This is a genomic window from Brevundimonas sp. (assembly GCF_046299535.1).
Lineage (GTDB): Bacteria > Pseudomonadota > Alphaproteobacteria > Caulobacterales > Caulobacteraceae > Brevundimonas.
Genome location: NZ_JBKBIB010000006.1, coordinates 1 through 11,687 on the forward strand (window position 1 = coordinate 1; position 11,687 = coordinate 11,687).

Annotated in this window: 9 protein-coding genes; 6 read left to right on the forward strand and 3 right to left on the reverse strand. The window is 67.9% G+C overall.

The genetic code is table 11. The annotated features are described in order from the left end of the window. Positions 1-700: malic enzyme-like NAD(P)-binding protein (locus ACK4FB_RS05855; RefSeq protein ID WP_409749052.1), on the reverse strand; the 700-nt coding region annotated here is incomplete at its 3' end. A gap of 116 nt (positions 701-816) precedes the next feature. Continuing rightward, positions 817-1,653: a diaminopimelate epimerase gene (gene dapF / locus ACK4FB_RS05860; RefSeq protein WP_409749055.1), complete on the reverse strand. Its 837-nt coding sequence runs from the start codon at positions 1,651-1,653 to the stop codon at positions 817-819. Between the two features lie 63 nt (positions 1,654-1,716). On the opposite strand from dapF, the gene ACK4FB_RS05865 reads away from it, so the two are divergent. The 5 genes from ACK4FB_RS05865 (at position 1,717) to ACK4FB_RS05885 (ending at position 8,710) form a co-directional block, all read left to right on the forward strand. Further along, positions 1,717-2,520, forward strand: coding sequence for a potassium channel family protein (locus tag ACK4FB_RS05865; RefSeq protein WP_409749058.1), 804 nt, complete (start codon positions 1,717-1,719; stop codon positions 2,518-2,520). Between the two features lie 83 nt (positions 2,521-2,603). Then, a complete protein-coding gene (locus ACK4FB_RS05870; protein WP_409749061.1) occupies positions 2,604-4,772 on the forward strand; it encodes a prolyl oligopeptidase family serine peptidase in 2,169 nt (722 codons plus the stop codon). 44 nt (positions 4,773-4,816) lie between these two features. Then, the gene (locus ACK4FB_RS05875; RefSeq protein WP_409749064.1) at positions 4,817-6,982 is read left to right on the forward strand and encodes a prolyl oligopeptidase family serine peptidase; all 2,166 of its coding nucleotides are present in this window, start codon (positions 4,817-4,819) and stop codon (positions 6,980-6,982) included. Positions 6,983-7,172: 190 nt separating this feature from the next. Beyond that, positions 7,173-7,832: a DUF1223 domain-containing protein gene (locus ACK4FB_RS05880; protein WP_409749067.1), complete on the forward strand. Its 660-nt coding sequence runs from the start codon at positions 7,173-7,175 to the stop codon at positions 7,830-7,832. A gap of 83 nt (positions 7,833-7,915) precedes the next feature. Continuing rightward, entirely contained in the window at positions 7,916-8,710 is a 795-nt protein-coding gene (locus ACK4FB_RS05885) for a TIGR00730 family Rossman fold protein (RefSeq protein ID WP_409749070.1), read from the forward strand. 17 nt (positions 8,711-8,727) lie between these two features. Here ACK4FB_RS05885 and ACK4FB_RS05890 read toward each other — a convergent pair whose 3' ends face one another. Continuing rightward, the gene (locus ACK4FB_RS05890) at positions 8,728-10,275 is read right to left on the reverse strand and encodes a GNAT family N-acetyltransferase (protein WP_409749073.1); all 1,548 of its coding nucleotides are present in this window, start codon (positions 10,273-10,275) and stop codon (positions 8,728-8,730) included. A 106-nt stretch (positions 10,276-10,381) separates the two neighbouring features. Between ACK4FB_RS05890 and hslU the strand changes: the two genes are divergently transcribed. Then, the gene (gene hslU / locus ACK4FB_RS05895; protein ID WP_409749076.1) at positions 10,382-11,683 is read left to right on the forward strand and encodes an ATP-dependent protease ATPase subunit HslU; all 1,302 of its coding nucleotides are present in this window, start codon (positions 10,382-10,384) and stop codon (positions 11,681-11,683) included. Positions 11,684-11,687 lie beyond the last annotated feature (4 nt).

The window sequence follows — 11,687 nt, forward strand, 5'->3', positions numbered from 1 at the left end:
CGCGATAGACCACGTCGTCGAGGTCGATGATGACGGTGTCCTCGTGTTTGACCCCTGCCGCTTTCACCAGGGCGATGGAAGACAGGCCCGCGGCGCCGGCGCCGGCGAGGACAACCTTGATGTCTTCCAGCCTCTTGCCCGCCACATGGCAGGCGTTGATCAGACCGGCGGTGGAGATGATGGCGGTGCCGTGCTGGTCGTCGTGGAAGACCGGGATGTCCAGCAGGTCCTGAAGCTGGGTCTCGATCTCGAAGCACTCGGGGGACTTGATGTCCTCCAGATTGATGCCGCCCCAGGTGTCGCCGATGTTCTTGACCACGGTGATGAACTCGTCGGGGTCGGTGGTCTTCACCTCAACGTCGAAGGAGTCCACGTCGGCGAAGCGCTTGAACAGCACCGCCTTGCCTTCCATCACCGGCTTGGAGGCCATGGCGCCCAGGTCGCCCAGACCCAGGATGGCGGTGCCGTTGGAGATGACCGCGACCAGATTGCCCTTGGACGTGTAGTCGTAGGCCTTGTCGGGATCCTCGGCGATGGCGCGCACCGGCACGGCGACGCCCGGCGAATAGGCCAGGGACAGGTCGCGCTGGGTCGCCATGGGCTTGGTCGGCGCCATGGAGATCTTGCCCGGCGTCGGCTCGCTGTGGAAATCCAGGGCTTCCTGGTCGGTGAAGGTCTGCTTTTCGGTGTTTTCGGGCATGAGGTCGCTGCAAGGCACGCGGGTGCGGCAAGGGAAGCCGAGACCCTAGAACCCGGCCGCCCTTCCCACAACCGGAACACACGGGAGTTTCGCCTTTCGGGCATCGAGACGGGTGTTCAGGGCAGGGTCCCGGTGGTCTCCACCTCGACCGGGCCGGTCATCAGCACGTGATCGTCGCTCTCGCGCCAGTCGATGACCAGTTCGCCGCCGTCCACGATCACCGTGGCCGCCCGGTCGGTGAGACCCCGGCGGGCGCAGGCCACCAGGGCGGCGCAGGCGCCGGTGCCGCAGGCCAGGGTCAGGCCCGCGCCCCGCTCCCACACCCTCAGGCGGATGCGGTCCCGCGCCTCCACATGGGCGAAGCCCACGTTCACCCCCTCGGGGAACAGCGGATGATGCTCGATCAGCGAGCCGGTGGCCCGGGTGAAGGCGTCGTCGGGCGTATGATCGACGAAGAACACCACATGGGGATTGCCCATGCTGACGGCGCCGGGCGTGTGCAGCACGGGGGCGTCCACCGGGCCGACCTGCAGCTCGATGCCGCGGGTGTCCATCTCCTCGGCCAGCGGGATCTGGTCCCAGCCCAGGCGCGGCGGGCCCATGTCCACGGTGACGCGCAGCTCGCCGGCGCGGGCGGCGGTGGTCGGGCCGGCCAGGGTGTCGATGGTCACCTGATCCCGCCCTCCCGCCAGGGTCAGCAGCCAGCCGACGCAGCGCAGGGCGTTGCCGCAGGTCTCCACCACCCCGCCGTCGGCGTTCCACACCCGCATGAAGGCGTCGCCCGTTTCCGAGGGCTCGATCACGATCAGCTGGTCGCAACCGCCCGCCGGGCCGGTCTCGCGATCGGCCAGGGCGCGGGCCTGTTCGGCGCCCGGTGCGAAAGGCCGCTCCATCGCGTTGATCACGATGAAGTCGTTTCCGGCGCCGTTCATCTTGACGAAGGGGTGCGTCATGGGGTCCGCATATAGGACAATTCCGGCCCGGCGTCAGAGCGCGCGACGAAGGACAGCTTTTCCATGAGATCGCAGGGTCGTGAGCACACCCACACGGGTTGGCGGCTGAGGGCGCGTCTGCGGGCGCTGTACCACGGTTCCTCGCAGGCGGCGGTGCGCTTCCGGCTGGGGGTGATCGTGGTGGATTTCGCCATCATCGCCTTCTTCATCGCCGCGCCCCTGCTGAAGAACCAGAGCGGGCTGATCTTCTATCTGATCGACTATGGGATCGCGGCGATCCTGGCCTTCGACCTGATCGCGCGGGCGTCGGCCTATACGGACTGGCGGGACTGGCTGAAGCGGCCCATCGTCTGGGTCGACCTGTTCGTGCTGGCGACCCTGCTGTTCCCGGCCTTTCTCTACAACCTCGGCTTCCTGCGGGTGCTGCGCCTGTGGACCCTGCTCAACAGCGACTTCTTCTGGAAGACGGTGGGACGGGGCTACAACGACACGCGGGTGGAGGACATCGTCAAGGCGCTCGCGGCGCTGGTGACCTTCGTCTTCGTGGTCACCGGCTTCGTCTACACCAGTTTCATGGGCCGCTATGAGGGCATCTCGGGCTATGTGGACGCGCTGTATTTCACCGTCACCAGCCTGACGACCACCGGCTATGGCGACATCATCCTGCCGGGCATGTGGGGGCGCCTGCTGTCCATCGCGGTGATGCTGGGCGGCGTGGGCCTGTTCTTCCGCCTGATCCAGTCCCTGAACGTGCCGCGCAAGGTGCTGCACCCCTGCCCGACCTGCGGGCTTCAGCGGCATGATCCGGATGCGGTGCACTGCAAGGCCTGCGGCGAGACCATCTGCATTCCCGACGAAGGCCGCTGATATTTCAGACCTTCCGCTTTTCAACGGGCCGGCCTGCCCATAGGGTCGCGCCGCCCAATCGACCCATCCGAGGAAAACGCCGCATGTTCCGTCGTCTGGCCTATGGGGGCCCTGCCCTCGCCGCGCTCGTTCTCAGCCTTTCAGCGACCCACCCCATGGCCCAGACTTCCGATTCCGCCGCCCCGACCCTGACCGAACAGGCCGCCGGCTCCGATCCGTGGATCTGGCTGGAGGACATCGAGGGCGCGCGGGTGATGGAGTGGGTCGAGGCGCGCAACGACCATTCGCTGGGCGTGCTGACCGGGGACCCCCGCTATGACGAGCTCTATTCCACCGCGCTGGCGCTTGTGGAGGCGCAGGACCGCATTCCCTTCCCGGCGTTCCGGCATTCTGCGGGCGGCGCGCGCACCGTGGACAATTTCTGGCAGGACGCGAGCCATGTGCGGGGCGTCTGGCGCCGCGCGACCCTGGACAGCTACCGCACCGATACGCCGCAGTGGCGGACCATTCTGGACGTGGACGCCCTGGCCGCCGCCGAGAACGCCAACTGGGTCTGGAAGGGCGCCCAGTGCCTGTCGCCCGACGACCGCCTGTGCCTGATCAATCTGTCCGACGGCGGCAAGGACGCCGTGGTCATGCGCGAGTTCGACCGCGAGACCGGCCAATTCATCGAGACCGGCTTCGACCTGCCCGAGTCCAAGGGCGGCGCCGACTGGGTCGATGAGAACACCCTGCTGGTCTATCGCGATTTCGGCCCGGGCACCTTGACCACGTCCGGCTACGCCATGACCGTTCGCCGCCTGACTCGGGGCCAGTCCCTGACCGACGCGCCGGAAGTGTTCCGGGGCCAGCCGGAGGATGTTCTGGTGTCGGGCTACACGCTGCGCGACGCGGACGGCGTGGTGCAGGCGGAGATGGTGGACCGGGCGGTCACCTTCTTCGAGACCGAAAGCTATTTCCTGACCGAAGCGGGTCCGGTTCAGATCAACCTGCCCGCCCGTCGCTCGGTGCAGGGCCTGCTGGACGGCCGGCTGATCGTTACGACGGATCAGGACTGGACCGACGGGGCGGGAACCGCCTTCGAGGCCGGCGACCTGATCGCCTTCGAGCTGGCGGCGCTGACGGCTGATCCGCAAGCGTCGATCGGCGAGCTGATCCTGCGACCCGGCGCGCGCGAATCCGTCGAGGATGTGGCCCTGACCCGCAACCGGCTGGTGATCGCCCTGTTCGAGAACGTGCGCGGATCGGCCTACGCTTATCACCGCACCGGGAACGGCTGGGTGCGCGAACGGTTGAACCTGCCCGAGAACGCCTCGGTGAGCCTGAACTCGGCCAGCAGCGAGGACGACCGGCTGTTCGTCAGCGTCAGGGGCTACCTGACGCCCGACACCCTGTGGCTGGCGGACGCCGCCTCGGGCGCGCTGGAGACGGTCAAGAGCCTTCCGCCCAAGTTCGACGCCGACGGCATGCATGTGGAGCAGCATCAGGCCCGTTCCGCCGACGGGACGATGATTCCCTATTTCGTGGTCAGCCGCGACGGGATCGCCACGGACGGCTCGAACCCCACCCTGCTGTACGGCTACGGCGGCTTCCAGGTGTCGCTGCTGCCCGGCTATTCGCCCACCGTGGGCAAGCTGTGGCTGGAGCGCGGCGGCGTCTATGTGGTGGCCAACACCCGGGGCGGCGGCGAGTTCGGCCCCGGCTGGCACCAGGCCGCGCAGGGCGTGAACCGGCAGCGCGCCCACGAGGACTTCCAGGCCGTGGCCGAGGATCTGATCGCGCGGGGCGTCACCAGCCCCCGCCGCCTCGGCGTCATGGGCGGCTCGCAGGGCGGGCTGTTCATGGGCGCGATCCTGACCCAGCGCCCGGACCTCATCAACGCGGCGGTCATTCAGGTGCCCCTGTTCGACATGCTGCGTTTCCACACCCTGCTGGCCGGGGCCTCGTGGATGGGCGAATACGGCAATCCGGACATCGCCGAGCAGCGCGACTGGATCGCCGCCTATTCGCCCTATCAGGCCCTGTCGGCCGAGGCGGACTATCCGGAGGTGTTCATCCACACCTCCACCAAGGATGACCGGGTGCACCCGGGCCACGCCCGCAAGGCGGCCGCGCGTCTTGAAGAGCTGGGCCACGAGGTGCTGTTCTACGAGAACACCGACGGCGGCCACGCGGCCGGCGCCAATCTGCGCGAGACGGCCCGCCGGCTGGCGCTGGAATACACCTATCTGACCCGTCGGCTGATGGACTGATCCGCAGGCCTGCGAGAACTGACGAAAGACGGAGCGTAACGCCTATGAACCGACTGATCCTGACCATGGCCGCATCAGCGCTGGTGCTGGGCGCGTGCGCAACCGCCGGCGCCCAGGAGCGCCCGCCGCACCTGCCTGCCGATCTGTCGCCCGCCTCGATCGCCGCGGCTGACGACTTCATCTGGATGGAAGAGGTCCAGGGACAGCGGGCGCTGGCCTTTGTGGAGCAATCCAACGCCGCCGCCCGCCAGCGCCTGGAAGGCGATCCCCGTTTCGAGTCGTTCCGCCGCGACGCCTACGCCATCCTGGCGGCCCAGGACCGCATTCCCACGCCCTATTTCCTGGGCGATGGCCTGGGGAACTTCTGGCAGGACGACCAGCATCCGAAGGGAATCTGGCGGCGCACGACGCTGGACTCGTACCGCTCGGGATCGACCCGCTGGGAGACGATCCTGGACGTGGACGCCCTGGCCCGCGCCGAGGGTCGTGACTGGGTGTGGAAAGGGGCCCAGTGCCTGGCGCCGGACGAGCGGTACTGCCTGATCAACCTGTCCAACGGCGGTCAGGATGCGGTCGAGGTGCGTGAGTTCGATACACAGACGCGCCAGTTCGTCGAGGGCGGTTTCCGTCTGCCCGAGGGCAAGCACCGGGTGACGTGGCTGGACGCCGACACCCTGCTGGTGGCCACCGATTTCGGCGACGGGACCCTGACCGAGAGCGGCTATCCGTACATCGTGCGCGCCCTGTCGCGGGGTCAGGCGCTGGCGCAGGCGACGGAGATCTATCGCGGCGAACAGGGCGATGGCGGCTATGGCGTCAGCCCCTCGGTCTATCGCGGACCGGGCGGGGCTGTGGAGGCGGTGATCATCTCCCGCCCGCTGGACACCTTCCGCTCGGAGCGCTGGCAGTATGTGGACGGCCGCACCGTGCGCCTGAACCTGCCCGAGCGCGTGTCCATCCACGGCACGATGGGTGATCAGCTGATCTTCACCGCCGAACAGGACTGGAGCCTGGACGATCAGAGCGTGCCCACCGGCGCCCTGGCGGCGGTCAATCTGGCCCGGTTGCGGGGGGACCCCGGCGCCGTCGCCAGCGGCGCCTCGCCGGTGATCTTCCAGCCCGACGCCCGTCAGTCGGTAAGCGGCGTGGCCATCACCAACGGCCATGTTGTGGCCAGCGTCCTGGACAATGTCTCCGGCGGTCTGATCCGCTTCGCCCCCGGCGCCGACGGCTGGACCGCCCAGCCGCTGCCCACGCCCGGGAATGTGGCGGTCAGTCTCACCGATTCCAGCCGCGGCCACGAAAACCTGTTCTATTACGTTCAGGGCTTCCTGACGCCCTCGACCCTGTCCCTTGCGGACGTGGCGTCGGCGCGCTCGGACACCCTGCGCGAGAGCCCGGCCCGTTTCGACGCCTCGACCCATGTGGTGGAGCAGCATTCGGTCGCCTCGACCGACGGCACGGAGATTCCCTACTTCCTGGTGCGGCCGCGCGATCAGGCCCCTGACGGGACCGCGCCCACCATCCTGTTCGGCTACGGCGGCTTCAACATCTCCATGCTGCCCGGCTATGCGGGCCAGCTTGGCAAGCTGTGGCTGGAGCAGGGCGGAACCTATGTGGTCGCCAATATCCGCGGCGGCGGCGAATTCGGTCCCGCGTGGCACCAGGCCGCCCTGCGCGAGAACCGCCAGCGGTCCTTCGACGATTTCGCCGCCGTGGCCCGCGACCTGATCGCGCGCGGCGTCACCAGTCCGCGCCACCTGGGCATCTACGGTCGTTCAAACGGCGGGGTTCTGACCTCGGTGGCCATCACCCAGAACCCGGACCTGTTCAACGCGGCGGTCATCGAAAGCCCGCTGATCGACATGATGCGCTATCCGGAGATGCCGGCCGGCGCTTCATGGATCGGCGAATACGGCGATCCGCGCATCGCCGGGGACGCGGCCTTCATCGCGGAATACTCCGCCTATCAGCAGCTGCGGCCCGATGTGGACTATCCGGTGGTCTACATCACCACCAACACCCTGGACGACCGGGTTCATCCCGGCCATGCGCGCAAGTTCGCCGCCCGCCTGGAACAGCAGGGCCACGACCATATCTATTTCGAGGATACGTCCGGCGGTCACAGCTATGACGCCGACCCGGCGGCCAACGCCCGGCGCTGGGCGCGGCACTATGTGTATCTGGCCCAGCAATTGATGGATGAGTGATCGGCAAAGGGCCCATCACGCGCTCGGGAACGGGTTCACGCCAAGTTGAGTCCCGTTTTCGAACGCCTGGACTAGGGTGCCCGCCATGAAGGGCATCCGGGATCTGATAACAGCCGGGGCGGCTGCGGTCGTCATGAGCGGCGCGGCGTCGTCGAGCGCGCAAACGGCCTCTGCGGGGTCGGGATCGCGCGTGACGGTTCCCGCCGAGCCGGTGGTTGTGGAGCTGTTCACCGCCCAGGGCTGCGCCGGCTGTCCGGAAGCCAACGCGCTGGTCGAAACCCTTTCGCAGCGGCCAGGCGTCATCGCCCTGACCTATGCGGTGGACTACTGGGACTATCTGGGCTGGCCCGACACCTTCGCCCGGCCGGCCTTCGCCGAGCGGCAGCGCGCCTATCAGACGCGCTTGCGGCTGCGCGACGTCTATACGCCGCAGGTGATCATCGACGGCGCCCGCCACCTGCCGGGCGCCCGCACCGCCGACATCGAGACCGCCGTCGAGGAAGAAGCCGCGCGCCGGATCTTCATGCCCGAAGTGGAGTTTCGCGAAGCCGGGGACCGGGTCGGCGTCGGGTCCGGCCGCGCGCCCGAAGGCGGGGCAGAGGTCTGGCTGATCCGCTATCGCGCCGCACCCCAGGTCGTTCAGGTCGCCCAGGGGGAAAACCGGGGCCTTGAAGTCCGCCACGCCAATGTGGTGCGCGAGGTGACGCGTCTGGGGGAATGGCGCGGCCGTCCCATCCTGCTGAACCTGCCGGAACCGTCCGAGGCTGACCTTGGGACCGCTGTTCTGGTCCAGGCGGTGGACGACGGGCGCATCCTTGCGGCGGCCACGCGCCCGGCGCCGGCCCTGTAGTCCTCGAAACCCGAAGCCGGCCACCGCAATAACGCGGCGCAACGGCGGCTGGCATCCCCCTGAGCGGCTGCTAGTTTGGCGCCATGACCGATCACCACGCCCCCGTTTCCCACGCCCGCTCCAACACCGAACAGATGGCCGCGCCAGCCTACCGACTGGCGGCGCTGGATCAGGACTTCATGCTGGGGGACTCCATGCGCGGGGTCCGCTTCCAGCTGGAGTACGCCAAGGCCGAGGAGCATCTGCGCGCCTGGGGCGTGCGCTCCACCATCGTGGTGTTCGGCAGCGCCCGCTTCGGTGAGAACGGCGGCGGGCGTCACGGCCACTGGTATGAGCAGGCGCGCCTGTTCGGCCGCATCGCGTCGGAGCGCGGCGGCGCCCTGTGCGAGAACGGCGGGATCCGCGACAACGTGATCGCCACCGGCGGCGGGCCGGGGATCATGGAGGCGGCCAACCGCGGGGCCATCGAGGCCGGCGCCCCCTCCATCGGCTTCAACATCACCCTGCCGCACGAGCAGGAGCCCAACCCCTGGACCACGCCGGACCTGACGTTCCGCTTCCACTATTTCGCCATGCGCAAGATGCACCTGGCCATGCGGGCCAATGCGCTGGTGGTGTTCCCCGGCGGCTTCGGGACGCTGGACGAGCTGTTCGAGCTGCTGACCCTGCGCCAGACCGGCAAGGCGCCGCCCATCCCCATCGTCCTGTTCGACGAGGCCTACTGGCGCGCGGTGATCGGCTTCGACACCCTGATCGAGCACGGCGTCATCTCTCCCGGGGATCTGGAGCTGTTCCGCTTCGCCGATGACGCCGAAGGGGTGTGGGCGGCCTTGCTCAAAGGCGGCCTACGGCCCCACGAGGACCTATCCCGGGGCTGAGGCTTAGCTCCGGGTCCTCATCGCTTGTCGCTCCAGACGGTCTTGTAGAGGTCGAAGCGGCGGTCGCGCAGGTTGCGCACCGTGCCCTGGGCCTTGGCCCAGGCCAGGTCGGACAGGTCCAGATCGGCCACGGTCACCGTCTCCACATTCTCGGTCGCCTCGGCGGCGATGCCGTCGCGGGCGAAGGGGAAATCGCAGGGCGTCAGGATGCAGGACTGGGCGTACTGGATGTCCATGTTCTCGACATTGGGCAGATTGCCCACGTTGCCGGACAGAATGACGTAGCACTGGTTCTCGATGGCCCGGGCCTGCGAGCAATAGCGCACCCGCAGATAGCCCTGACGGTTGTCGGTGCAGAACGGCACGAAGAGCAGGCGCGCGCCCTCGTCCACCAGCCGCCGCGCCAGTTCGGGGAACTCGGAGTCGTAGCAGATCAGCACCCCGATCGGCCCGCAGTCGGTGGGGATGGCGTGGACCATGTCGCCGCCCTTGATGTTCCACCAGTGCCGCTCGTTGGGGGTGGGGTGGATCTTCTCCTGCTCGTGCACCGAACCGTCGCGCAGGAAGACGTACGCAACATTCTGAATTTCCCCGTCGTCGGTTCGTGTGGGGTGCGAGCCGCCGATGATGTTGATGTTGTAGCTGATGGCCAGCTTGGACATCTCCTCCACGAAGCGGGGCGTGTAACGGGTCAGGGCCTCGATGGATTCGGCCGGGTTCAGCTTCTTCTCCTCCAGCGCCAGCAGCTGGAGGGTGAACAGTTCGGGGAACACCACGAAGTCCGAGCGGTAGTCCGCCGTCACGTCGACGAAATATTCCACATTGCTCATGAAATCCTCGAACGAGGTCACACGCCGGGCCTGGAACTGCACCGTGGCCACGCGCACGTTTTCCTTGGAGGCGAACACCGCGCCCTTGGTGCCCCGCTCCTCGGGATAGTACGGGTTGCGCCAGATCATGTGCGTGGCGTGGCCCATGGACTGGCGATCGGCGGGCAGATAGTCCTTCAGCACCCCGATGGCCTCAAAACCGGCCCGCAGGTGGAAGGCGATCACCGGATCCTTGGCCTTTCGGGCCGAGACCGCATCCAGATATTCCTCGGGCGAGGGGAAGGTCTTCTTCCGTCGGTCCAGCCCCGGCATGCGCCCGCCGAAGACGATGCCCTTCAACTCCAGATGTTCGCACAGCTCGCGCCGGGCGTCGTACAGGCGCTGGCCGATACGCAGCCGGCGGGCGTCGGGATCGACGCAGACCTCCATGCCGTACAGCCACTCCCCGTTGGGGTCATGGCGCGAGGCGTAGCCGCCGCCGGTGATCTCGTCCCAGGTGTGGGGCCCCATGGCGGTCTTCTCGTCGATCCGGAAGCCGGCGGCGTAGCCCACCAGATCGCCCTCGTACTCGACGATGAACTGGCCCTCCCGGAAAGCGGCCACCTGCCCCTGCAGCATGCCGCGCGTGTAGCCGCTGTTGCCGTAGACCCGCTGGACCAGGTCGTAGATGCGCGGCACGTCCTTCAGCGTCGGGTTGCGGATTTCGATGAGGGCGGTGCGAGCGGTCTTGGTCATGGGACTCCAGATGGGCGACGTTCGTTATCAGCCAGCTTAACCGTTCAGCGGCCGGTTGGATGCATCCCCTCTCCCGCTACGCCTCCACAACGCCTATGTGGGAGCCATGACTGACCTTTCTCCCCGCGAAATCGTCTCCGAACTCGACCGCTTCATCGTTGGCCAGCACGACGCCAAGCGCGCCGTGGCCGTGGCCCTGAGGAACCGCTGGCGCCGCAAGCGCGCGCCCGAGGACATCCGCGACGAGATCACCCCCAAGAACATCCTGATGATCGGCCCCACCGGCGTGGGCAAGACCGAGATCGCCCGCCGCCTGGCCCGGCTGGCCGGCTCGCCCTTCCTGAAGGTGGAGGCCACCAAATTCACCGAGGTGGGCTATGTGGGCCGTGACGTGGACCAGATCATGCGCGATCTGGTGGAGGCCGCCCTGGTGATGGTGCGCGACGATCGCCGCGCGGGCGTGAAGGCCAAGGCCGAGGCCGCCGCCGAAGAGCGCATCCTCGACGCCTTGGTGGGGCCGGGGTCGCAACCGGCCACCCGCGACGCTTTCAAGAAGAAGCTGCGCGCCGGCGAGATGGACGACAAGGAGGTGGAGCTGGCGCTGGCGGACACCGCCTCGCCGTTCCAGAACATCGACCTGCCCGGCGGCGCCGGCATGGGCGTGCTGAACCTGTCGGAAATGCTGGGCAAGATGGGCGGCGGCAAGACCAAACCGGTCAAGCTGAAGGTCCGCGACGCCTGGGCGCCCCTGACCACCGAGGAAAGCGACAAGCTGCTGGATCAGGACAGCCTGACCCGCGAGGCGGTGATGCTGGCCGAGAACGAGGGCATCGTCTTCCTGGACGAGATCGACAAGGTGGCGGCCAAGTCCGACCGCTCCGGCGCGGACGTCAGCCGCGAGGGGGTGCAGCGGGATCTGCTGCCGCTGATCGAGGGCACCACGGTTTCAACCAAGTACGGGCCGGTGAAGTCCGACCACGTTCTGTTCATCGCCTCGGGCGCGTTCCACGTGGCCAAGCCCTCGGATCTGCTGCCCGAACTGCAGGGGCGTCTGCCCATCCGGGTGGAGCTGAAGGCCCTGACCCGCGACGACTTCAAGCGCATCCTGACCGAGCCCGAGGCCAATCTGATCCGTCAGAACCAGGCCCTGCTGGCGGCCGAGGACGTGACCCTGGTGTTCACCGAGGACGCGGTCGAGGCCATGGCCGACGCGGCGGTGGCGGCCAACGGGGCGGTGGAGAACATAGGCGCGCGCCGTCTGGTGACCGTCATCGAGCGGGTGCTGGAGGAGACCAGCTTCAAGGCGTCCGACCTGTCAGGCCAGACCCTGACCTTCGACGGCGACATGGTGCGCGACAAGGTGGGCGACCTGGCGAAGAACGCCGACCTGAGCCGGTTTATCCTCTAGCGCT

Excerpts from the sequence above, each read along its gene's own strand:
- dapF (WP_409749055.1), bottom strand. The coding sequence starts at position 1,653 with ATGACGCACCCCTTCGTCAAGATGAACGGCGCCGGAAACGACTTCATC.
- ACK4FB_RS05865 (WP_409749058.1), top strand. The coding sequence starts at position 1,717 with ATGAGATCGCAGGGTCGTGAGCACACCCACACGGGTTGGCGGCTGAGG.
- ACK4FB_RS05870 (WP_409749061.1), top strand. The coding sequence starts at position 2,604 with ATGTTCCGTCGTCTGGCCTATGGGGGCCCTGCCCTCGCCGCGCTCGTT.
- ACK4FB_RS05875 (WP_409749064.1), top strand. The coding sequence starts at position 4,817 with ATGAACCGACTGATCCTGACCATGGCCGCATCAGCGCTGGTGCTGGGC.
- ACK4FB_RS05885 (WP_409749070.1), top strand. The coding sequence starts at position 7,916 with ATGACCGATCACCACGCCCCCGTTTCCCACGCCCGCTCCAACACCGAA.
- ACK4FB_RS05890 (WP_409749073.1), bottom strand. The coding sequence starts at position 10,275 with ATGACCAAGACCGCTCGCACCGCCCTCATCGAAATCCGCAACCCGACG.
- hslU (WP_409749076.1), top strand. The coding sequence starts at position 10,382 with ATGACTGACCTTTCTCCCCGCGAAATCGTCTCCGAACTCGACCGCTTC.